The organism is Streptomyces sp. NPDC057743, from assembly GCF_042798755.1.
Lineage (GTDB): Bacteria > Actinomycetota > Actinomycetes > Streptomycetales > Streptomycetaceae > Streptomyces.
Window position 1 is genome coordinate 109,107 of record NZ_JBHVJX010000010.1, and the last position, 22,156, is coordinate 131,262.

22 protein-coding genes and 1 pseudogene are annotated in these 22,156 nt (G+C 69.6%); 8 read left to right on the forward strand and 15 right to left on the reverse strand.

Annotated elements, in window-relative coordinates:
• Window position 1: 1 nt before the first annotated feature.
• The 9 genes from ACFVFQ_RS13720 to ACFVFQ_RS13760 all read right to left on the reverse strand — a co-directional run bounded on the left by ACFVFQ_RS13720 (window position 2) and on the right by ACFVFQ_RS13760 (window position 7,416).
• Window positions 2-292 carry a glutaredoxin domain-containing protein gene (locus ACFVFQ_RS13720; RefSeq protein WP_383413954.1) on the reverse strand — a complete coding sequence of 97 codons (291 nt, stop codon included), beginning with the start codon at window positions 290-292 and terminating at the stop codon, window positions 2-4.
• On the reverse strand, window positions 292-1,443 hold the full coding sequence (locus tag ACFVFQ_RS13725) for a pyridoxal-phosphate-dependent aminotransferase family protein (protein ID WP_383413957.1): 1,152 nt from the start codon (window positions 1,441-1,443) through the stop codon (window positions 292-294). Before ACFVFQ_RS13725 ends, ACFVFQ_RS13720 begins: the two co-directional genes overlap by 1 nt.
• Window positions 1,440-1,868, reverse strand: coding sequence for a YjbQ family protein (locus ACFVFQ_RS13730; protein ID WP_383413960.1), 429 nt, complete (start codon window positions 1,866-1,868; stop codon window positions 1,440-1,442). The genes ACFVFQ_RS13725 and ACFVFQ_RS13730 overlap by 4 nt, the downstream gene beginning before the upstream one ends.
• Window positions 1,865-2,977: a hypothetical protein gene (locus ACFVFQ_RS13735; protein WP_383413963.1), complete on the reverse strand. Its 1,113-nt coding sequence runs from the start codon at window positions 2,975-2,977 to the stop codon at window positions 1,865-1,867. The genes ACFVFQ_RS13730 and ACFVFQ_RS13735 overlap by 4 nt, the downstream gene beginning before the upstream one ends.
• Window positions 2,974-3,903: an isocitrate lyase/phosphoenolpyruvate mutase family protein gene (locus ACFVFQ_RS13740; RefSeq protein ID WP_383413966.1), complete on the reverse strand. Its 930-nt coding sequence runs from the start codon at window positions 3,901-3,903 to the stop codon at window positions 2,974-2,976. The genes ACFVFQ_RS13735 and ACFVFQ_RS13740 overlap by 4 nt, the downstream gene beginning before the upstream one ends.
• On the reverse strand, window positions 3,900-4,910 hold the full coding sequence (locus tag ACFVFQ_RS13745) for a hypothetical protein (protein ID WP_383413968.1): 1,011 nt from the start codon (window positions 4,908-4,910) through the stop codon (window positions 3,900-3,902). Before ACFVFQ_RS13745 ends, ACFVFQ_RS13740 begins: the two co-directional genes overlap by 4 nt.
• Entirely contained in the window at window positions 4,907-5,494 is a 588-nt protein-coding gene (locus tag ACFVFQ_RS13750; protein ID WP_383413971.1) for a thiamine pyrophosphate-dependent enzyme, read from the reverse strand. The genes ACFVFQ_RS13745 and ACFVFQ_RS13750 overlap by 4 nt, the downstream gene beginning before the upstream one ends.
• Before the next feature lie 2 nt (window positions 5,495-5,496).
• Window positions 5,497-6,024 (reverse strand): thiamine pyrophosphate-binding protein, encoded by a 528-nt coding sequence (locus tag ACFVFQ_RS13755; protein WP_274918617.1) that lies wholly within the window; start codon window positions 6,022-6,024, stop codon window positions 5,497-5,499.
• 486 nt (window positions 6,025-6,510) lie between these two features.
• The gene (locus ACFVFQ_RS13760) at window positions 6,511-7,416 is read right to left on the reverse strand and encodes an EamA family transporter (RefSeq protein WP_383413975.1); all 906 of its coding nucleotides are present in this window, start codon (window positions 7,414-7,416) and stop codon (window positions 6,511-6,513) included.
• A gap of 105 nt (window positions 7,417-7,521) precedes the next feature.
• Between ACFVFQ_RS13760 and ACFVFQ_RS13765 the strand changes: the two genes are divergently transcribed.
• The 8 genes and pseudogenes from ACFVFQ_RS13765 (at window position 7,522) to ACFVFQ_RS13800 (ending at window position 16,440) form a co-directional block, all read left to right on the forward strand.
• A complete protein-coding gene (locus ACFVFQ_RS13765) occupies window positions 7,522-8,451 on the forward strand; it encodes a LysR family transcriptional regulator (protein WP_383413978.1) in 930 nt (309 codons plus the stop codon).
• A 441-nt stretch (window positions 8,452-8,892) separates the two neighbouring features.
• Window positions 8,893-10,419 (forward strand): PqqD family protein, encoded by a 1,527-nt coding sequence (locus ACFVFQ_RS13770; RefSeq protein ID WP_383413981.1) that lies wholly within the window; start codon window positions 8,893-8,895, stop codon window positions 10,417-10,419.
• Window positions 10,416-11,708 carry an acetyl-CoA carboxylase biotin carboxylase subunit family protein gene (locus ACFVFQ_RS13775; protein WP_383413984.1) on the forward strand — a complete coding sequence of 431 codons (1,293 nt, stop codon included), beginning with the start codon at window positions 10,416-10,418 and terminating at the stop codon, window positions 11,706-11,708. The genes ACFVFQ_RS13770 and ACFVFQ_RS13775 overlap by 4 nt, the downstream gene beginning before the upstream one ends.
• 6 nt (window positions 11,709-11,714) lie before the next feature.
• Window positions 11,715-12,482 (forward strand): class II glutamine amidotransferase, encoded by a 768-nt coding sequence (locus tag ACFVFQ_RS13780; RefSeq protein WP_383413987.1) that lies wholly within the window; start codon window positions 11,715-11,717, stop codon window positions 12,480-12,482.
• Window positions 12,469-13,278: a hypothetical protein gene (locus ACFVFQ_RS13785; protein ID WP_383413990.1), complete on the forward strand. Its 810-nt coding sequence runs from the start codon at window positions 12,469-12,471 to the stop codon at window positions 13,276-13,278. The genes ACFVFQ_RS13780 and ACFVFQ_RS13785 overlap by 14 nt, the downstream gene beginning before the upstream one ends.
• Complete coding sequence (locus ACFVFQ_RS13790; protein WP_383413993.1) at window positions 13,278-13,850, forward strand: YbaK/EbsC family protein; 573 nt, start codon at window positions 13,278-13,280, stop codon at window positions 13,848-13,850. The genes ACFVFQ_RS13785 and ACFVFQ_RS13790 overlap by 1 nt, the downstream gene beginning before the upstream one ends.
• Before the next feature lie 14 nt (window positions 13,851-13,864).
• Window positions 13,865-14,142, forward strand: a pseudogene (locus ACFVFQ_RS13795) (hypothetical protein); the annotation flags it as partial.
• A gap of 603 nt (window positions 14,143-14,745) precedes the next feature.
• Window positions 14,746-16,440, forward strand: a complete 1,695-nt coding sequence (locus ACFVFQ_RS13800; RefSeq protein ID WP_383413996.1) for a hypothetical protein — start codon at window positions 14,746-14,748, stop codon at window positions 16,438-16,440.
• Between the two features lie 100 nt (window positions 16,441-16,540).
• Here ACFVFQ_RS13800 and ACFVFQ_RS13805 read toward each other — a convergent pair whose 3' ends face one another.
• From ACFVFQ_RS13805 to ACFVFQ_RS13830, 6 genes are all read right to left on the reverse strand, one after another.
• Window positions 16,541-18,010, reverse strand: a complete 1,470-nt coding sequence (locus ACFVFQ_RS13805; protein WP_383413999.1) for a cytochrome P450 — start codon at window positions 18,008-18,010, stop codon at window positions 16,541-16,543.
• Entirely contained in the window at window positions 18,007-18,630 is a 624-nt protein-coding gene (locus ACFVFQ_RS13810; protein WP_383414002.1) for an ATP/GTP-binding protein, read from the reverse strand. Before ACFVFQ_RS13810 ends, ACFVFQ_RS13805 begins: the two co-directional genes overlap by 4 nt.
• Window positions 18,611-18,982, reverse strand: a complete 372-nt coding sequence (locus ACFVFQ_RS13815; RefSeq protein WP_383414005.1) for a DUF742 domain-containing protein — start codon at window positions 18,980-18,982, stop codon at window positions 18,611-18,613. The genes ACFVFQ_RS13810 and ACFVFQ_RS13815 overlap by 20 nt, the downstream gene beginning before the upstream one ends.
• Before the next feature lie 5 nt (window positions 18,983-18,987).
• Window positions 18,988-19,365 (reverse strand): roadblock/LC7 domain-containing protein, encoded by a 378-nt coding sequence (locus ACFVFQ_RS13820; RefSeq protein ID WP_383414378.1) that lies wholly within the window; start codon window positions 19,363-19,365, stop codon window positions 18,988-18,990.
• Between the two features lie 50 nt (window positions 19,366-19,415).
• A complete protein-coding gene (locus tag ACFVFQ_RS13825) occupies window positions 19,416-20,906 on the reverse strand; it encodes a sensor histidine kinase (protein WP_383414008.1) in 1,491 nt (496 codons plus the stop codon).
• 778 nt (window positions 20,907-21,684) lie between these two features.
• Window positions 21,685-22,137, reverse strand: coding sequence for a Fur family transcriptional regulator (locus ACFVFQ_RS13830; RefSeq protein WP_383414010.1), 453 nt, complete (start codon window positions 22,135-22,137; stop codon window positions 21,685-21,687).
• Window positions 22,138-22,156 lie beyond the last annotated feature (19 nt).

Genomic DNA, 22,156 nt, shown 5'->3' on the forward strand with positions numbered 1-22,156 from the left:
GTCAGGTGGCGCTTCCCGGCTCGGCGGGGGCGTCGGCGTCCGAGTCCGGTGCGCCGAACCGCTTTTCCAGGTAGGCGATCAGGTCGGCGTTCTCGCGCAGTTTGCCCGGGATGACGGTGTCGCCGTCGATCAGCGCGGGGATGAACTTGCTGCCGGTGGCCCGGATCAACTCATGCCGCTCGTCGCGGGGCTTGGGCACGTTGATGTTGAGGTAGGAGACCTGGAGGCGGGTCAGGAGTTCGCGGACCGGCTTGCAGTCGGGGCAGGTCTCGCGTTGGAACAGAACGAGCATCAGCTCTCCTCGTGGGGGAAGTCGGCGAGGGCGCGGACGATTTCGCCGGTGCCGGTGCCGGGGGTGAAGCGGTGGCCGAGTTCGAGCAGGGCCATCTCGACGGCGCCGAAGAGGGCGCACAGGTCCAGGGGGTCGGCGGCGCCGACGTGGCCGACCCGGATGAGCTTGCCCTTGAGGTGGGCCTGGCCGCCGGTCATGGTGACGCCGTGCCGGGTGGACAGGGTCTTCAACAGCTTGGTGGTGTCGATGCCTTCGGGCGCGAGCGCGGAGGTGATGACGTGGCTGCGTCGGTGCGGTTCCTGGATGAAGGGCTGGAAGCCGAGGGCCGTCAGGGCGCGGCCCGCGGCCTCGCCGAGTGCGGCGTGCCGGCGTTGGAAGGCCGGTAGTCCCTCCTCGTTGAGCATCTTCAGCGACTCGTGCAGGGCGAGCAGCAGGGAGACGGCCGGGGACGAGGAGGACATCGGGTAGAAGTGGCGCAGCCGCTCGAAGGACCAGTAGTAGGCGGGTCCCGAGCTGCGTTCGACGGCCGTCCATGCCTTGTCGGAGAGGGCGACGAAGGCCAGGCCGGGCGGGAGCATGAAGCCCTTGTGGGAGGCGGCGAGGACGACGTCCAGGCCCCATTCGTCCATCAGGAGGGGGTGGACGAGCAGGCCGCTGATGGCGTCGACGACCACGATGACGTCGGTGTCCCGGAAGATCCGGGCGATGGCCTGGACGTCGTTGAGGGCGCCGGTGGAGGTCTCGCTGTAGACGGTGAACACGCCGCGGATCGCGGGGTGTTCGGCGTAGGCCGCGGCCACCTGGGCGGGGTCGGCGCTGGTGCCCCAGTCGCTGCGCACGGTGTGGACGGTCAGTCCGTAGTTGGTGCAGATCGCCTCGAAGCGCTCGCCGAAGTAGCCGTTGGAGACGACGAGGACCTCATCGCCGGGCGAGAAGCAGTTGGCGACGGATGCCTCCATCGCGCCGGTGCCGGAGGCGGCGATGGTGTAGACGGGGTGTTCGGTGCCGAACAGCGGGGGCAGGCCCTCGTTGATCTCGTGGAGGAGTCCGGCCATCTCCGTCGAGCGGTGGTGGATGGTCTCGCGGGCGCCGGCGAGCAGCAGACGTTGTGGCACCTCGGTGGGGCCGGGGGTGGCCAGACGGAGCTTCATGCGGGGTCCTTCCGGTGCGGGCGGGGCGGGTCGAGGAAGATCCGGCGGGTGGCGGGCTTGAGGTCGAAGTCGAAGAGGACCACGCGGTGGGTCGGCGACATGGCCGGTTCGCCGTCCCGGAACGGGACCAGCACGCTGGTGCCGAGCAGCGAGGACTTGAGGTGCGAGAAGCCGTTGGGGTCACCGGTGGTGAGCTCGTGCAGATAGCGGTTGCCGTCGTCGGGCGCGAGGCGCTCCAGGGTCCGCAACAGGTCGGTGACGGCGCCCTGTTCGTAGCGCATGATGGTCAGGCCCACGGTGCTGCCGTGGGCGAAGACGCCGGCCAGTCCGTCGCCGGCGTCGGATGCGCGCAGGTGTGCGGCGATCTCGTCGGTGAGGTCGTAGTGGGTGTTCAGGCCGGTGCTGTCGACGGTGAGCTCGATCATGCCGCTCCCCCGTCTGCCAGTGGTGCGGGGGTGTTGTCGGGGGTGAGGTCGCCGGGGCCGGTCAGCGTCCAGGCCGGTGCCTTGGCGAGTTCGGCGGCGATGCGGGCGCGGCGTTCGGTGTGCTGGAGCCGGCCGTCGTCGAGGTAGTGGTGCCAGCCGGCGTTGGCGCCGTCGAAGGCGGACTCGATGTTGGCGGCCAGTGCCTCGGTGCGCTCGGTGTGGTCGGAGGGGAAGGGCACCAGGACGGTGTGGTCGCCGGGGCCGATGTTGGGGTGGATGATGCCGGTGACGGGGACGGCGAGGCCGAGGGGGGCGCTGGGGAAGCGCTCGCGGAAGCCGTGGGGGTCCACGGCGAACTTGCCGATCGGCGAGAACGCCTGGCCGGCCGTGGGTTGGTAGTCGTCCGCGATGCCGGCGATTTCCTTCAGGCCCGGGTACTTGGCGATGGTGCCGTAGCCGAGGTGGGGGTAGTCGGGCCAGCCGGTGGCCAGGGCGGTGCCGTCGGGCTGTTCGTGCACGACGGTCTTGTCGCCGCTCATGATCTGGTAGCCGAAGTGCTCGACCAGTTCCAGCAGGATGGTGCTCTTGCCCGCGCCCTTGGCGCCGGTGACGAGCACGGCGGTGCCGTTCTTGACGGCGGCGGTGGCGTGCAGCACCGCGGCGCCGCGGTTCTCCTGGTCCTTGAGGACCAGGTCGCGGACGAGCTCGACGAGGTCCATGGCGCCGGTGGCGGTCAGGGCGATGTCGATGGTGCGGGCGGCGCGGTCGAAGGCGAAGCGGGTGCCGGTCTTGGTGCACTCGACGTAGGTGCGGCCGTCGGCCTGAGCCTGGCGGGCCGGGACGGTGAAGAACTCGCTGGCGCTCTTGCGGAGGTAGATGTCCTCCCAGTGCTTGCCGTCCGGGGGCGTGTGGCGGGCGTCGGGTGCCGGGGCGGTGCGGAGCGTGGCCAACGGCGGTTCGGCGCCGGCGGGTCGGGGGGCGACGGCGACGTGGGTGTCGAGGAAGCGCAGGGCTTCGTCGAGGTCGGCGCCGGGTGCCGGCTCGACGTCCAGGCAGGTGCCGAGGAAGGACAGCCGCAGTGCGGTGGTGGCGTGGGGTGCGCAGGTCATCGGCCGGCCTCCGCGAGCTCGCGGCCCAACGCCTCGTAGTGGGCCTGCTGTTCGAGCATCTGCGGCATGTGTTGGAGGTCGAAGACCTCCTTCAGCGGTGCGATGCCGTCCTCGATGCCGTGCGTCGAACCGTCCTGGATGATCTTGGTGAGGGTCTCCCGCATGGCGCGCAGCGAACTGCGCAGTGCCTGGTTGGCGTAGATGGCCATGGCGAAGCCGCGCTGTTGGAGGTCCTCGATGGTCACCTGGTGGTAGGTGGTGGGGACCACGATGACGGGGAGGTCGCCGGTGTATGCCTCGCGGAAGGCGAACACCTCGCCGGGGTCGGAGATCTTGGAGTGGATCAACAGGGCGTCGGCGCCGGCCCGTTCGTAGACGTCGGCCCGGCGGAGCGCCTCGGCCATGCCCTGGCCGGAGATCAGCGCCTCCAGGCGGGCGACGACGACCAGGTCGCGGCGGACCTCGGTGGCGGCCTTGATCTTGGCGGCGAAGTCGTCCAGGGGCGCGAGGTCCTGGTTGCCCTCGATGAAGCTGTTGAGCTTGGGGAACTGCTTGTCCTCGATGCAGACGCCGGCCACGCCGCGGGCCTCGTAGGCGCGCACCATGTGGATCACGTTGTTGACGTTGCCGAAGCCGGAGTCGCAGTCGGCGAGGACCGGGGTGGACACCGCCTGGGCGAGGGCGGCGGCGGCCTCCAGGCACTGGGGCATGGCGAGGATGTTGGCGTCCGGTACGCCGGCGGTGGCGGAGATCTCCAGGCCGCTGGACCAGATGACCTCGAAGCCGGCCTCTTCGGCGAGCCGGGCGCTGAGCGGGCTGTGGGCGCCCATGGCGCGGGCCGGGCGCTCGGCGTGCAGGGCGGCGCGCAGCGCCTCGGCGGGGCTAGGGCGGGTGTCGCGCTCGGTGGTGCGGTGTTGCTCGGTCATGCGGTGTGTCCTCCGGTCATCTCGTGGCAGACGTCCGCCACCACGTCGTCGAGCACCTTGCGGGGTCGGGTGGCGCCGATGCGGCGGCCGACCTCCCACGGGTCCAGCCCGTAGCGGGCGCTGATCTTGTCGATGCGGTCTTGGAAGTAGTAGTGGTGGTCGTTGATGCCGGCCGCGATCTCCTGGCGGCGCACCACCATCGGCCGCGGCAGGACCTGTTCGGCGACGTATTCGGCGGCCTCACAGACCCGGGCGAGGTCGGTGTGGGTGGCGTACTTGGGCCAGGCGGTGAGGAATGCCGCGGCCTGTTCGGTGGCGAGGTTGCCGGCGCCGCGGGCCATGGCACACAGCGAGGCGTCCAGCCAGTCCACTCCGGCGTCCAGGCCGGCGAGGGCGTTGGCCGCGGCCAGACCGAGGTTGTTGTGGGCGTGCAGGCCGATCGGGCAGTCGAGGTGTTCGCGCAGCACCGCGACGCGGGTGCGGACGTCGTCCGGGGTCAGAGCGCCGAAGGAGTCGGCGACGTAGCAGACGTCGGGCTCTTCGGTGTGTATCGTGCGGGCGATTTCGGCGAGTTCGGCGGGCTCGGCGTAGCTGACGGCCATCAGGTTCACGCCGGTGCGCAGCCCGAGGTCGCGTGCGGCGCGGACGTACTCGGGTACGCCGGCGATGTTCCAGGGGTACGCGGCGATGCGGACCATGCCGATGGGGCTGTCGGGGAGGTCGTCCATGGCCTGCACGGGGCAGACGGTCGGTACGACCATGACGGCCAGCTCGGCGTGGCGGACCTCGGGCAGCGCGGCGAGGAATTCGGGGGTGCAGTGGGCGGTGATGCCGGCGTCGACGCTGCTGCGGCTGCCGGAGCCGCCGCGGTAGCCGACCTCGATCACGTCGATGCGGGCGGCGTCCAGGGTGGTGACGAGGGTGTGGACGTCGGTCGGGGTGAACTCCCAGTTGTTCTGGTTGCCGCCGTCGCGCAGGGTGCAGTCGAGCAGGACGGGCTTCTTCACAGCGGGCTCCCTTCGGCGGCGGCCGGCACGGGGGCGGCGGCCTCGGTGCGGAAGCGCGTCACGAGTTCCTGGGGCGTCAACTCGACGCGCCTGCCGGCCTTGTGGGTGCGCGGGTGGCAGCGCAGGTGCAGCAGGGTGGGGCCGGCGGTGCCGCGCGCGGGGTGGGCGGCGGCGAGTGCGTCGAGGCTGTCGACGGTGTGGGCGGCAAGGTAGCCGGCGGCGCGGGCCAGGGCGGCGGGGTCGCCCAGTGCGGCGGTGCGCTGCCCGCCGGTGCTCTCGTGCGCTCCGTTGTCGAGGACGATGTGCAGCAGGTCGGGGCGGTGTTCGGCGATCATCGGGAGGCAGCCGGGGTTCATGGCGAAGGACCCGTCGCCGTCGAGCACCACCACTCGGCGGTCGGGGCGGGCGAGGGCCACGCCGAGGCCGATCGGGGCGGCCATGCCCATCGAGCCGACGAGGTAGAAGTTCCCGGGCCGGTCGGCGATGTTGTAGACGTCGCGGGTGATGTACCCGCAGGTGGACACGTAGAGCGCGGTGGGGTCGCGGTCGAGGAGCGCCGTGATGGCCTCGCGGATGTCCAGCATGGTCACACCCCTTCCCGGACGACGAGGACGGAGGTGCGGCGGCCGCCGTCGTGGTGCGCCAGGCATTCCCGGACCGAGCGGCGGGGTGCCTGTGGGTCGAGCACCGTCCACGGTAGGTCGAAGACGTCCAGCAGGCGCGGCAGTTCGCGGCCGATGACGTCGTGCTCGACCGCGTCGTTGCCGTCGTGGCCGCGCCAGCTGACGACGAGCGGCAGATGGACGTCGTAGATGAGGTTGAAGGAGGTGAGGACGTTCAGCGAGTAGCCGAGTCCGGAGTTCTGCATCAGGACGACGGGGCGTTCGCCGGCCACGGCCAGCCCGGAGGCGACGCCGAGGGCGCTGTCCTCGCGGGGTGCGGGCAGGTAGGCGGCGGGGCTGGCCGGGCTCTCCAGGTAGCGGAAGATGCCCTTGAGCAACGAGCAGGGGACGCCGGTGAAGTGGGTGAATCCCTGATCGAGGAATTCACGCACCACGGCCTCGGCGGCGTCGGCCGGCGCGGACACCGGCGGCTCGGCGGTCTTTACGGACATGGGTGATTCCCCTCGATTGACGATGCGTGAAGCAGCGGGGAAGAGAATTGTGCGTGGGACCTCAATGTCCCTTCGCGGAAATGCCCCCGTTGGCGCGTGCCGGCAATCGCCGCAGCTACGCCCGACGAGTCGGCAACTGAGGGCCGTGCTCGTCGAATTCCCGTAAGCCTGGCAGTCGGAAAGTCGTGACGTCAAGATCCATCACGCCGAGTAATTGCGCCCGTATGCCCGGTTTTTTGAGGGTCGGGAACGGTGTTTCAAGGGCACGGGAAGCGGGCGTGAGACGGTCGTCACAACACCTACACTTCACCATTCACGGAGAGTGAACTCCCGCTAAATAACAGGTAAATTCACCTCCCGGAAGGAGTCAACCGATTCCATCGAATTCGCCAAGGTGGTCGACCGGGGCGCAGACATGACGAGGACCGCCCCCGCGAAAGGGGCGGTCCTCGTGGTGCGTTGACGAACTCGTCAGCTGTACGGACCTCAGGGCGCCGCGACCGGGGCGACCATCGGCTCGCTTTCCCGCGTCACCGGCTTCTTCGGGCGGCGCAGCATTCCGACCGCAATACCGGCGATGACGAGCGCGGTGGCGCAGTAGGTCAGTGCCGTCATGCGCTCCCCCTGGAAAACCCAGGCGGAGGCCAGACCGAATATCGGGACGAGCAACGAGAACGGTGCCACGGTCGGCGCGTCATAGGTGCGCAGCAGATATCCCCAGGCGGCGAATCCGAACAGCGTTGCCGCCCAGGCCACATAGAGCGCGGCGCCCACCCCGCTGACGTTGAGGTGTTGTAGCGCGCGCAGGTCCGCGTCCCAGCCCTCGAAGGGGATGGAGAGGAGGGCGAGCGGGACGGGCGGCACGACGCTCACCCAGACCATGAAGCGGAAGGTGTCCGGCGGACTGGCCCTGCGCATCGCGATGTTCGACAGGCCCCAGCACGCTCCGGCGCCCACGACCAGCAGGAATCCGCCGAGCGTGCCGGCCGTCGAGTCCAGTCCGGCGAGCACGATGCCCGCCGCGGCGATCACCATGCCGACGATCTGCACCCGCCGGGGGCGTTCCTTGAGCAGTACCGCGGCGAACACCACGGTGAACACCGCCTGCCCCTGGAGCACCAGGGAGGCCAGGCCCGCGGGCAGCCCCTCGTGCATGCCGATGAAGAGCATGCCGAATTTCATGATGCCGAGCGCGACGCCGACCGCGATCACCCAGCGCCAGGGGACCCTTGGCGGTCCGACGAAGAAGACGGCCGGCAGGGCGGCCAACAGGAACCGCACCGCGGAGAAGAGCAGCGGTGGGAAATCGCGCAACCCCACGTCGATCACAACGAAGTTGGCGCCCCATACGGCGGCGACGACCACCGCCAAGGCAACGTGTACGGGCTTCATGCCGATGGCTCCTGTGGACGTGCTCCTTCTGGATGCTCCATCTCAACAGTCTTCGCACGTCAGGGCCAGCGAAGGCTGCTGAAGGTGGGGTATTAGCATCGCTTCATGTTCGACCTCAATCGCCTGCGCGCCCTGCGCGCCGTGGCCACCCACGGCTCGATGACGGGCGCCGCCTCGGCACTGGGCTACACCCCCTCCGCCATCTCCCAGCAGATCGCCAAGTTGGAGCGCGAGACCGGCTCCGTGCTGCTCGACCGGCAGGGCGGCAAGGTGGAGCTCACCCCCGCGGCGTGGCTGCTCACGGAGGCCACCGACGAGGTCGTGGCGGTACTGGAGCGGACCCGCTCTCGCCTGGAGGAACAGCGCGATCAGCCCACCGGGCGCCTGGTGCTCGCCGCCTTCCCCACCGCCTGCCGCGGCTTCGTCGCCGCCGCGCTCGCCGCTCTGGCCGGGCGCCATCCCGCGCTGGTCTGCCGGTTGCTGGAATCCGACCCCAATCGCGCGGTCAGCCTGGTGGTGCGCGGCGAGGCGGACCTCGCGGTGGTGCACGACTGGCACAACACCCCGCTGACGCTGCCCGCCTCGCTGTCGGTCGTCGAACTGGGCGAGGACATCGCCGACGTGGCACTGCCGGCCGGTCACCCGCTCGCCGACCGGGACGCGCTGACCCCGTATGACCTTCGGGAAGAGCGGTGGATCGGGCAGGGGTCGGGGGCCATGTGTCATGAGTGGCTGGTGCGTTGCTTCTCGGATCTCGGCATTGAACCGGACATTGCCTATCAGATCGAGGAATACGAGTCCCAAATCGCCCTTCTGACGGCCGGGTTGGGTGTCACGATGCTGCCTCGATTGGGCCGCGGTGACCTGCCGTCCGCCGTGCGCGTCGTCCCGATGCAGCCGCCGCCCAACCGTCGAGTTTCGGCCGTTTGGCGCTCCCAGGCCGGGCGCCGGCCCGCCCTCCACGCCGCATTGGCGGCATTGCGCGGGCGCTGGCCGGGCACCAATTCCGGCCAACCGGCCCGAGACGCCGGGTGAACAACGGGCCAACCCCCACCACCCTGTTCAGAATTTAACGATTACTCGGGCGGTCCACATCCTGAAACAGAATGATTGACAAGGCTGAGATTCGTGATCAAGAGTGGGCCCCGGACAGCAAGTCCGTAAGCACTCAAGTTTCCGGACGGGGGCACATTCCGGATGGCTTTCCTTTTCTCCCGCACACCTGATGGGGAGTCCCTATGGGACCGCACCAGATCCCCTGGTGTGCCATCGGGTGTTTCCCGTGCAGGCGCCTGGCCGCGCTGATCCGAATTCCCCTCTCGCCGCGTCGAGTTGACGGGTGTCCCGCCCGGCCGCCTTGCTTTCCTCCCTTCTTCTGGCGCCACCGCCAGGCCATCAGACCAGTTTCTTCCTAACCCGCGCCTGCTCATGGTGCCGGCCCACCGTTAGTTCGGTTGAAAGAGGTGCTTGTCCGTCATGACGACTGACGTGTCCACGACCGCGCCCTCAGCGGCGCCCGACCACGCCACGGCCCTCCGGGAGCTGCGGACCGTACTGTCCCAAGAGAACTACGAGGGCGCCGTCCGCTGCGCCGGCCGCCTCTACGACGCCCTCCCCGACAAGGCCCAACTCGCCCGCAATGTCGTCCTGGTGGCCTACGGCGGCGGCAAGGACAGCTCCTACACCCTCGCCTTCGTTCGGACCATGCAGCTCATCCTCTCCCAGGAGCACGGCCAGACCTTCAGGATGCGCGTCGCCACCAACCGGCACGCGGGCATGCCGCAGGCCGTGATGGACAACATCGACCGCGCCTACCGCTCGCTGCACCTGCTGGGCGACCCCGACTGCGAGCTGCTGCTGATCGACGGCCAGCAGGTGCGCCCCTTCGACGCCACGCTGCCGCAGATGGACGACGTCGTGCGGCGCAACCGCCTCGACATCCTGATGACCGGCCACCGCACGGCCGCCGACGCCCGCCCGACGTTCTGCAACGCCTGCAACCTGAGCATGGTCAACTCCTTCGGCCTGGCCGCGGGATACGACGGCGGCGTCGACCTGATCATCACCGGCGACTCCCAACAGGAGCAGCGGGACTACTACCTGTGGGTCACCCGGCTCGCCCGGCGGTTCGGCCTCCAGCCACCGCGCGACATGCGCGCCGGCTTCCAGGGCTTCCTCGCCTCGCTCAACAACATCTCGCAGGCGTACTTCACCGACATCCACGGCCCCGACGCCCCGGAGGTGATCGCCGAGCACGCCATCACCACCGACGTCCGCACCGGTCTGCAGTTCTTCTCGATCTACGACGACACCGCCTACGCCTCCGGCGACCACTGGGAACTGCTCACCGACCACCTCGGCTTCCGCTTCGACGACATCGCCTTCAGCTTCACCGAGTCCGACTGCGGCAACCCGGCGCTGATGGCACACCTGCGCGCCCTCAAGTGCGAGCGCCGCTACGGCCAGACCTACGCCGAAGGGCTCGCCGGCTACGTCGAGTTCGCCATCTCCCTCATGCACAAGAAGGAGTTCCCGCCGCAGCTCGTCACGCTCATGCGGGAACGCTACGAGGGCCGGGCCGACCAGATGCGTCAGGCCATGGACGCCTACGCGGCCCAGGCATACGGCCTCACCGAGGAACAGCTCGTCGCCATGGTCCACGCGCCGTTCACCGAGAAGGGCACGAACCTTCAGGCGTACCTCACCGCCGAGCAGCCGGACCTCCTGCCGCACGCCCAGCTCATCCACGAACTTCTGGGCGGCTCGACCCCGAGCACGGGCGTAGCAGCTGCCCAGGTCACCGAACACCTCGAAAAGATCACGGGTTTGACGATCGATCAGCTCCAGGTGTTGTACGCCAGCTCGCTCCGCCTGCCCAGCCCGACCCCCGTCGGCGGCGAACTCATCGACGCCATCCTCGAAGGTGACCCGCACAAGCAGATCGTGCACACCCGGCACAGCGCCGACGGCCCCGTCGTGCCCGAACTGCTCTCCGGCCGGTGACCGTGACGACCGGCAATCCCCCGGGGGACTTCGTACAAGTAGGCGCCACCCGCGACGGACTGGACCCGTACCTGGACTGCGCGCGCCGCCGCGGCATGCGGGCGGTGCTGGTGGAGACGCCCGCCTTTCTGCGCTGGCGACGGCTGCTCGGCCGGCGGGAGTTCGACGTCGAGCTCGCCGTGGCCCGGCCGCAGGACCCGGACGCGGTCCGCGCCGCACTCACCGCGGCCGGGGTGACCCCCGGCCTCGTCCTGACCGGCTTCGAGCGCTACGTCTACGCCGGGTTCGCCCTGGCCGAGGCGTTGCGGGTGGCACCATGGCCGGGCGCCGGCGTCGACTTCCGGCCGCTGGACAAGCGCGAGCAACGCGAGGCCCTGCTGCGCGGCGCCCCGCAGGTGGCCCAACCCCGCTTCCTCCCACTGGACTTGGGCGACCAGGGCGCGGCCGATGGGCTCGGCTTCCCGCAGGTCATCAAGCCGGCGGACGGCGGCGGTGGGCTCGGTGTGCTACTCGTGGACGGCGCGGCACAGCGCCGCCGCGCCCTGGACCGCATCCGGGAGCTGACCAACTACGGGGGCGGCGCGTTCTCCGGCATCGTGGCGGAGGAGTTCGTCAAGGGACCGGAACTCTCGCTCCAGGGCGTCGCCCAGCAAGGCAGTGCCGTGCTGCTGAGCGTCTGCGAGAAGCTCACCTGCCTGGAGGAGGTGCCTGGCGAGCCCGGGCTGTCGGGCTTCCGGGAGGTCGGCCACGTGGCTCGACCGGGCACGGACGCACCGCCCGAACTGCACGCACTGGCCCAGGCATGCCTGGACGCCGTCGGCTACCGCGCCGGCCCCTTCCACCTCGACGTCCTCCAGGGCCCGACCGGTCCGGTCTTCGTGGAGATGGGGTTCCGGCTCTCCGGCGGAGGACTGGTGGCGCTCGTCGAGAAGGCGACCGGCGCCGACTGGGCGGAACGGGCCTTCGCCAGTCACCTCGGCGACGCGGCACCCGTGCGGCCGCCTTCGCCAGTCACCGGCACCGGTGGCATCGCCGGCCAGATCTCGGCCGTGTCCGAGGACGAACTGGCCGCCGCCGAGGCGCTCCAGGAGCCAGGCATCACCATCGAGGTCCAACGCGCCACTCCCCCACCGGACCGCTCCGCACTGCCCGCGGACGACCTGCCAGCACTCGCCTCCGACCTCGCCCGGCACACCGGCTCCGCCGGCCGGGTCGTCGTCAGCGGCGGCCCAGCCGACCGCGTCCCCGCACTGCTGCACTCACTCGTCGCCCACCGATTGCGAGGCTGACCCGCCATGTGCCGACTCATCGTGGCCACAGGGGACTTCCGCGCCGCGGACATCCTGGCCGCCGCCGAGGCGATGAGCTGTGGCCGCACCGCCGACCACGACGGACCCACCAATGTGCACCCCAACGGCTGGGGCGCGGTCTGGCGCCAGTCGGACGCCCCGTTCGGACTGGGGCGTCACCGGGACGTCCGTCCGCTCGCCGAGAGCAGCCACGATTCGCCCGTACCGCACCTCTCCACCGACTTCCTGGCCGTGCACGCCCGCCACGCCACCCTGGCCAAGAACCACGGCCCGCAGTTCACCCACCCGTTGGAACGCGACGGCTCGTTCCCCTGGCTGTTCCTGCACAACGGCTTCCAGCCGACGGTCCACCGCCTGCTCGGCATGGAGAGCTCGGAGTTCGACTCCCGCGAGTACTTCGACTACATCGTCCCCGCCGGCGCCCGCCGACTGGACGAGCAGGAAACCCTGGACCGCCTCAACGCCATTCCCCGGGGCGGTAGTTCGGGCAACGCCATCGCGGTGAACCCGTACGGGGCCTACGTCATCCACTGGACCTCGCCGGACACCATGGCACCGCGCTACTTCGGCATGTTCCGGCTCCAGACCGAACGCTCGCTGGTGATCTCCTCGGAGGTGATCCCCGACCTCGCCCCCGCGGACCACTGGGAGCCGCTGAAGCCCGACAGCGTCACAAGGATCCCGTGGACCACGGGCTCCAGCCCCCACAACCGTTACGACCTCGAAGGAGCGCCGACCCATGCCCACGACTGACACCTGGACCCGCGTCGTCATCGACGCCGCCGCCGAGCGGCCCGACCCCGACCTGCTCCGCCAACTCGCCCACGGCGAAACCGCGGTGGTCGTCCTGCGCAACCTGCTGCCGGCCGAGGCGTTCGCCGACAACCTGACCCGCGTCGGCAAGCTCTTCGCCAACGCCTCCACCACGAGCTACGCCAACGGCGCCCTCACCACCATCGGCCCCTACCTGGCCAAGTACCTCAACGACCTGGACGGCTACTTCCAGGCCGCCGACGAGGCCCGCGCCATGCTGGACACCGCCGACTTCGACCTCGCCGACCAGGTCCGCACCGGCCTGCGGGACGCGTTCGGCCTCGATGCGGTCGCCGTCGCGCAGGAGCCGGACGGCCGCGACTACGCCGCCTCGGTCGTGCGCATCCACGCCGACGGCGTGCGCAACCCGCTGCACAACGACAACATCATGCGGGACGCCCGGGACACCGGCATCGCCCTCACCGACCTTGCGTACCAGCTGAGTTGTGTGGTCTGCCTCCAGGAGTGCGACGAGGGCGGCGAGCTGCGGATGTACCGCAAGCCCTGGCAGCCCGCGGACGAGAGGTACAAGATCCAGGGCGGTCTCGGGTACGACGAGACCGTGGTCGAGGGCCACCCCTGCCACGCGTTCAAGCCGCAGACCGGGGACGTGTACCTGATCAACCCCACCCAGTACCACTCCATCGAGCGGGTCACCGGCACCGACCGCCTCACCATGGGCTTCTTCATGGGTTTCGCCGACGACTCGCTCAACTCCGCGGTGGTGTGGGGCTGATGACGACAGACACGATCTCCCCCGCAACCCACGCGCCGGCGACCGAGCCAGCCCCGCCGGCCGACGGCGCACCCACCACCACGTCGGACCGGCTCCTGGCCCTGCTCCAGGACGGCGGAGCCCGCCACCGCCTGATCGAACACGCCCCGGAGGGCCGCACGGACATCGTCAGCGAGCTCCGCGGGCACCCCCTCAACCAGGCGGCCAAGTGCATCATCATGCGCGTCAAGGTCACCAAGAAGTCCTCGCGGTTCGCCCTCGCCGTCGTCCCCGGCGACCGGCGGGTGGACCTCGACCGGATCAAGGGGCTGTACCAGGCGCGCCACGTGTCCTTCGCCGACCAGGACACCGCGGAACGCCTCTCCGGCTGCGTCAGCGGCTCCATCGTCCCGTTCTCCTTCGACCCCGAGTTGGAGCTGATCGTCGACCCCGAACTCCTCGCCCACCGCGAGATCTTCTTCAACGCGGCCGAACTGCACCTGTCCCTGGCCCTGGACACGGACGACTACCGCCGGCTGGCCCGGCCCCGGGTAGCTCCCGTCGCCGAACCCTCGACGGGAACCGCACCATGACACCGACACCGAACAGCGAGCCGGTCGCGGACGCCGACCCCGACGACTGGCGTCGCATGCACGAGGTGAACGTCCTCGGCGTGGTGCACGTCACCCGGGCCCTGCTGCCCGCTTCCGCGGTGACCAGACGGCCGCCGACCGGGTCTACGCCGGCGTGGCGGAGCCGCTGACGGCCGACGACGTCGCCGACACGATCGCCTGGACGGTCACCCGTCCCAGCCATGTGAACGTCGGCCTCCTGGCGGTACGCCCACAGGCCCAGGCCGCCCAACACAAGGTGCACCGCACCTAGTTGCGCCCGCCCCGCGACGCCCGTGATTGCCGGTACCCTCCCCGGCAATCACGGGCGCACGCGTGGTCGCGCGCGCCCCCGAACTCCCCTCCGCTTCCGCAGAGTTGGGCGGCCCCCGGCCGAGCCACGCAGCACCACACCTGCTGCGCGACGCCCCCTCATGCTCACAAATCGGCCAAAGGCGCGCATCGCTGACGTGCAATGACCCGGGAAGCCCTCTATACACGTGTGCGTTGCTGCGCGATTCTGTTCCCTCGAACCAAGTGGCCGATTCCCGAGGCAAGTGCGCCAGGTGCTCTACCACGTTCGTGAGGAGCCTCGCTGTGCCGCAAACCGCGTCCCTACCGCACATAGTGCCTCGTGCTGGGTGCCGCCCGTCTTCGCACGGAGGCGGCACGACGCGTTGCGCGCGCGGACCTGCGGGCCGTGCTCTCCCACGCGCCTCGCGGTCGGCTGCGACCGATGGACCCTTCTCAGCCACGGCAGTGTGGCAGCCGGGCGGCTGAGGCCGGATCCGTGGACTGAGGCCGGTCGGCGATCGTGGACCCGGCCTCGATCCGACGGCACAGGTCTTCCTGTTTCTACGTCAGCGGAGGAATTGCGATGGGACGGAAGGACGCCCTGCGAGCACTGCTGGATGCCCCGGCCTGGCAGGCCGACAGCACCCTCGTGCCCCACCGGCTGGCCTACGACCTCTATCTCTGCACGGCCACCCGGTTCGGGAAGGGCGCGCCGTACAGCGCGGGCGGACTCCGCCCCGACGACTCCGACAGCTGCCTGGTGTGTACGGGCATCCGCTGGATCGCGCGCGCCAGCGAACTTCTTCTGGGCGCCAGCCCGGAGGACACCGCGCTCGACTTCGCCCTGCGCGACCTGTACGCCAAGCTGCTGGGGACGTCTCGTCCCGCCGGGACCGGTGCTTCTTGGTGGCGTGCCGATGACGCCCTGTCCGTCGAAGCCCACCGGGTGGTGCGCGTAGCCCTGGCCCGCAACGGTGACCTCGACGCCTGCCTGCGACAGGGCCTGGCCGTGTGCGGCCTCGGGTACGCCAAGGGCGAGAACGGGCAGTTCGAGTGGGAGGTGCACAGAGGGGCGTGGTTCGCCACCGTGCTGAATTCGTGCGTCCACATCGCCCATGCGCGACCGGACGACGGCCCCACCCACGGTGGCCCCACCCCTTGGAAGGAGACTCCGAGGATGGTGGACGGCAACCCCCGCACCAGCCTGTCCATCCACCTCGGCTGGGGTCTCACGTCACGCCTTGGGCGACGGGGAGAGTCCGACAACGTCCAGCAGCTCGCAACGTTGATCAACCTCTACTACGGCTTCTCCGACTACGGAGAAGGCCATTGGGACCAGGGCCGTGAGCTGCGGAAGCACATCGAGGCGAGGCTGGACGAGATCCCCGATGACGCGACGCACACCCTCGATGACCTGATCCTCCTGTGCCGGCGGATGTACCTGGTACGCGAGGCCCTGAAGATCCGGGCCATCACAGACCTGGCCTGGGGGAACGTGCCGTGGCACGAGGTTCAACTGCCCGCTGATGCCCTGGAGTTGGCCAAGGCCACCGGGATGCTGTGCAACGTCATTGAGTGGGGGCCACTCCCGGCCCTCGAAGGGGACATCCTGGCTGTTCGGCGGCGGTTGCTGTCCAGCGGGCACTCCAAGGCGGTCGCGGACATCTACGACCAGTTCATCGAAGTGGACGAGACCGGGAACACCGCCCGCTGGATGGGCACCGGAGCCGCCCTGATCATGGGGGTGCGCGGGCTGATCTGCGCGGCGCGGGATTGGCCACCGCGCCTGGTGCTGCTGACCTCCGACATGTACGGGCTGGTGGGGGAACGTCACCGGTTCGCAGAGCGGCTGGCCAGGGCGCAGTCCGCTGCCGACATGGCAGCAGCCCGACGCCCGAGCATCCACGCCACCGCGTTCGACGCCCCGGCGACGACATGGCAGGACATGGTGCGGCAGCTGCGGCACTGCCCGGTCCACGAGCCCTGTGCCGCCGGTGCCGCCCGCCTGACCGCACGTCGTGACGCGGAGAGTTCGGGGCTGGGCTACGCGGACGGCTGGCACCGGCCTGACGTCATCCACGACATCGCAGGGTGGCTACGCTCGGCCATAGCCAGCCCCTGCGGAGGGTCCTGTGAGGATGCCGCTATCGAGTTGGTCTACGAGGGACTCGTAGCAGCGGGAGGACTGGACCGGATTCTGGCCGCGAACTCCTACAGCACCGTGTACGCACCGCAACCCGCGCCGGCAGAAGAGGCAGGCACACCACTGAGCGTCTGATGGTTGGGCATCCGGCACCACTGCGGCCGCACCGGTGAGGGGAGAGACGGCGCCCCTTGCCGTGCCGAGGGGCGCACGGTGTGCGCCCCTCGGCACCGGGCTACTTTCCTGACAGCCACCGCTTCAGCCGGCCCAACCAGGACGGACGTGCCTCGGGCGTGCCCACGGAGGGCGTTGCCCCGGGAACGTCACCCACGACGGCCGGACCGCCGACCGCGGAACCCTGAAGGACCTGTTCACCCTGCTCGGCGGGCCCCGACGTACCGGCCGACGGGGAATGTGCCGCACCGGAGCTCGCGGTGAACCTCACCGGTAGCTCCGTCAGGTGGCGAGCGATCCAGTGGGACACCCACTTCAACTCGCCCTCGGGAACGGCTAGTTCGATATCGGGCAACCGCGTCAGCAGGACGTCGATGCCCGTGTCGATGATGGCCCGACCGATGTCCTGGCCGGGGCACTCGTGCGGCCCGCCGCTGAAGGCGAGGTGGGAGCGGTTGCCCTGCATGGCGACCGAGAGGTCGGGGCGGATGGCGGGATCGCTGTTACCGGGGGCCAGGCCGAGGAGGAGCATGTCCCCCTCCTTGATGGACTGTCCGCCGAGCTCCGTGTCACCGGTGGCCCACCTCGCGGGCATCACCGCGGTCGGCGGCTCGTCCCACAGCATTTGTTCCAGCGCGTCGGGCAGGGTCATGCTGCCGCCCGTCAACGACGCCCGGAAGCGCGGGTCGGTGAGGACCATGCGCAGGGTGTTGGCGGTCAGGTTGGTGGTGTTCTCGTTCGCGGCGAGAAGGACGATCCGCAGGTGGTGTGCTACTTCCTCGTCCGTGAGTTGGGCCGGGTGTGCCATCAGCCACGAGGTGAAGTCGGGGCCGGGCACGGCTCGTTTGGTGGCGACGAGCTGCTCCAGCGACTTCATCAGGTAGGCGTTGCTCTCGACCGCAGTCTCCGAACCCTTCAGCAGGTCTCGGGCTGCGTCGACCAACCGCGGCCCATCCTCCTCGGGCATTCCAAGGAGTTGCGCCACCACGCGGAGGGGAAGTTGGACCGCGAACTGGCTTACGAGGTCGGCCTGTCCGTCGGCGATGAAGTCGTCGATGAGTTGGTTGGCGGATCGGGTGACGCAGCGGCGGATGCCGCGGCGGTCGAACCGACCCATGCTCTCGGTGATCGCGACGCGGAGCCGCTCGTGCTCCTCGCCGTCCATGAAGAGGCAGACGGGCTGCCAGGCGAGGGCCGGCATGAGCGGGGAGTCGGCCGGCACCCGGCCTTCCTTGAAGCAGTGCCAGATGCGCGAGTCGTGGCAGAAGCGGGAGGCCGTGCGCAGCACTTCGAGGTTTTCGCGGTAGCCGAGGACGAGCCAGGCCGGCAGGTCGCCGTCCACGAGAACGGGTGCCACGGGGCCGTGTTGGGCCCGCAGCCGTTCGAAGAAGCCCGGCGCGTCGTCGGCGATCTCGGGCCCGAAGAGCCGTGCCAGGCCGTCGGTGTTCCCGGTGGGGACATGGGCGGGGCACTGAGGCGGGGGTCCGGACGCCGGGGTCGTACGGGGTTGGTTGGTCTGAAAGGAGGTCACCGGGGCTCCGAGGCTTGGGTGGTGAGGGTGTACAGGTAGTGCATGAGGGTCAGCAGTGCATCGCGGCTGGAGCCACGGTCACGGGCGTCGCAGTCGACCATGGGTACGTCGTCGGGGAGGTCCATGGCCGCGCGGATCTCCGCCATGGGGTAGGAAGGGGCGTCCGGGAAGGCGTTGATGGCCACGACGAAGGGCAGCCCGCGCTCCTCAAGCCGGCCGATCACGTCGAAGCTGTCGTCCAGGCGTCGGGTGTCGATCAGGACCACCGCGCCCAACGCGCCCTCGAAGAGGCCGTTCCACAGGAACCAGAAACGCTGCTGACCCGGGGTGCCGAAGAGGTACAGCACCATTTCGTTGCTGAGGCTGATCCGGCCGAAGTCCATCGCCACGGTCGTCTGGGTCTTGCGCTCGACTCCGGCGAGGTCGTCCACCCCCACACCGGCCTGTGTCATGGTCTCTTCGGTGGTCAGCGGGCGAATCTCGCTGACCGATTCGACCAGCGTGGTCTTCCCCACTCCGAAACCACCGACGATCACCACCTTGACCGCGGCGGAGACCGAGGCCGGCAGGATGTCCTCGCTCCGGGGGCCGACGACGGGCTCAGAGATTTTGCAGTCCATGCATCACCGCCTCCAACACTTCGACATCGGGCAACGATGCGGTCGGAATCGGTGCCCTGGCTTCGATATGACCGCTCCCCAAGAGATCCGCGAGCAGTACCGTGACCACGCTGACCGGCAGATGGACGTACGCGGAGATCTCGGCGATCGACAGCGGGTAGTCACATATCCGCAGGATGGCGGCCTGTTCTGGCTGCATGCTCGAAGAGGCACGGTTGCGGGTGACGATCAGCGTGACCATGTCCAAGGTCGCCGATTCGCCCGGTACGCTCCGGCCTGAGGTCAGGACGTAGAGGCGCTCGGGGCCGCCTTCTTCCCAATGCCCGTGCTCTTCTGGTTTCGAGTCGCTCATCGGGCCTACTGGTCGGCCCGCGGCGGGCTGGTGAGGTGTTGGCCGATCCGGGCGACCAGGTCCCGCATTCCCTGCCCCATCAGACCGGCGTCCACGTCGTCATCGGCCAGCACCGCCAGATACGCCCCGGCGCCGGCAGCCATGAGATAGAAGAAGCCGCCGTTGACCTCGATGACGACCAGCTTCATCTGGCCGTCGCCGTTGGGGAATTCCGTGGCGATGGCCGCGGACAGGCTCTGTAGACCGGCACAGGCCGCGGCGAGGCGATCCGCGGTCTCCTCGTCCGTACCGTGCTGGGCCATGCACAAGCCGTCCGAGGACAGCACCACGATGTCGCGGGTGTGCGGAACACTGGACGCCAGACCCTCCAACATCCAATTCATATTGAGCCGCTGCTGTGTCGCCACTTACTTACTCATCCTTACCTAATGACTCAGTAACTCTCGGGCGCTTCATCGCTCGGGCCTTCGGGACGGCTTGAGGAGTCGACCCGGGGCTCACCGGAGATGCCCTCCTGGAAGGCGGCCAGCCACAATCCGGCCTGCGCGGGCGGGCCGGCCGACACCGGCGCGTCGGGTCCGGGGGCGCAGGGCGCGGACTTCTGCCGCAGGGGTGGGATCACGGCGCGGGTGCGACGCCTGCGCTGCGGGAGCCCGTTGGCGCTGCGCGGAGCGGCGGCGGGCATGACCTCCTCGGTCCCCGGCGAGCGGCGCATCGGACCGCCGTGACGTCGCGGCGGCGGCAGGACGGTGGCCTTGGCGATGGCCCCGCCGGGCACCGGAGTCGCGGTGATCAGTTCCGGCGGGACGATCAGGACGACGCGGACGCCTCCGTATGCCGAACTCCGGAAGGAGACCTTGAAGTTGTTGGTGCGGGCCAGTCGGCCGACCACGGCCAGGCCCAGTCGCGGCGACTCCCCGAGGTCGTCGAGGTCGAGTCCGGTGGGTGAGTCCTGTGCCAGGGCCCGCTCGGCGCGCGTGCGGGCCTCGTCGGTCAGGCCGATCCCGGCGTCCTCCAACTCGATGGCCACGCCGGTCTGGATCTCGGTCGCGGTCAGATGGACCCGGGTCTGGGGCGGTGAGTAACGGGTGGCGTTGTCCAGTAGTTCGGACAGGGCGTGGATCAGCGGCTCGACCCCTCGGCCGAGGATGCCGACCTCGGCCACGGAGTGCAGATCGACCCGCTGGTAGTCGAGGATCCGGGACATCGCACCGCGGAGCACGTTGAACAGCGGGATGGTCTGCTGCCATTGGCGGCCGGGCCGGGCGCCGCCGAGTACGGCGATGCTGTCCGCGAGGCGGCCGATCAGCGCGGTGCGGTGGTCCAGGCGCAGCAAGTCCCCGAAGACGTCCGGGTCGTGGCCGTGCTTGTCCTCCATCTCCCGTAGTTCCTGGGACTGTTGGTGGACGATGGCCTGGACGCGCCGCGCGATGTTGACGAAGGCCCGCTGTGCGGAGTCACGCAGGTCCTCCTCGACCTCGACGGCCTCCAGGACGTAGCGCAGCACCGCCCGGTACGCGGCCTCGAACTCGGGGCTGACGGCGGAGACATGGACGATCTTCTGCATCACCTCCTCGGCCCGGTCCCCCTGTTGGAGGCGGGCCAGGGCCGCGGGCAGGGTCTCCTTGGCCATCCGTACGGATTCGGCTTCCTGTTGGGCCAGGTGGCCCTTCAGGACGGCCTCCCGCTCGGCGCTCTCCGTACGCAGTCTTTCGAGCGCACGGGCTTGGCGTGCCGTCTTCCCGGTCGTGAAGGCGACTACCGCGGTCGCGGCGGCACCGATCGAGATGACCGGGACGAGGGCCGCGGCGGGCGTCAACGACGCTGCTACGGACGTGCCCACGGCCAGGAGTGTGGATGGCACTAGCCATATTGGGGTGGGGGCGGGACTCGGCCCTCCGGAGGGCGAACCAGCACGAACCATCGGCTTCCTCAAGTGCTAAAGGAATGGACAGGGCGCCATACATGGCGGATATAGGCACCACGAGAAGGCCGCCTGCACGAGATCGACGACCGTGGGACCACGCGCACCAATTGCTTGGCCGCAGCGCATTCCAAGGCGGCGTTCCGCACGCATGGGGCCGGGTCCCAGGACGCCCGTGCCCTTGTGCGATCAGCGGCACCACGACAGCCAGTCGCGACGTTGGGAAATCGCCACAACTCACTGCGCGACAGCGAGCATAGCGGGGGCGGCGTGATCCTGTGGCCTGAGTGCGTATAACACATAAATGCACTCGTGTACGAAATCCCGAAGAATCGTTTCGACCCAGGGCTTTCGACGGAATCGGCGGCGGGGCGATCTGCCGCCGAGTGGCCGGAGATGCGGCGTTGACCTGGGGCAACGAGCAAGCGCGCGCAGTGATTTCACACCTGACGCCCGGGCCAGGACGCCGGGGGCAAGGAGATCGCCTGGCGGGATCGGCGACCGGGCGGCGGAAGAATCGGCCGGGTACGCACGAATGTCGGGCCCGGGTGATCCACGGGACGCAGGAAGTTGACGGCGAAGGTTGCCCCGCTCCGGGGCCCCGCGGTCACGCCCGCCCCATCTTTGCGCTCTTGAGGATGACTTGACGCGTTCTTGAGCCCGAAGACCCATTCCGGAAAAGCGTTTCAGTCGTTACAACAGGCCCGTTGCTGGCGACGCGACCGACCCGAAAACACTCAAGAACTGCAAGAATTGCGAAGCCGCGGGACAGCGATTGTCATCGCACGCGCGCCCGCTCCTGTTTGCAGTCCGGGCAAACGCCGGCGAGTTCGACGGTGTGGCGGACGTCCGCGAAGCCGGAGGTCCGGGCGACCTTGTCGGCCCAGGTCTCCACGGGTTCCGCGTCGACCGCGAGGCTGAGGCCGCATGCGGTGCAGATCAGGTAGTGGCGGTGGTCGGGACCGGGCCGGTAGCGGAAGAGGCGTTCGCCGTTGCTGTCGCGGACGACGTCGGCGCGGCCCGCGGCGGCGAAGGCGGTCAGGGTGCGGTAGACCGTGGACAGGCCGACCGGGGTTCCGTCATCGGTCAGTTGGTTGTGCAGGGCCTGGGCGCCGACGAAGCCTTCCACCGCCATGAGGGCCGCCAGCACGGTGGCGCGCTGTTGGGTGAGGCGGCCGATCAGGGCCAGTTCTTGCGCCGGCGCGGAGGTGCGCGGTCGGTTGCTTGCCATCGCCGTGCTCTCACCGTGC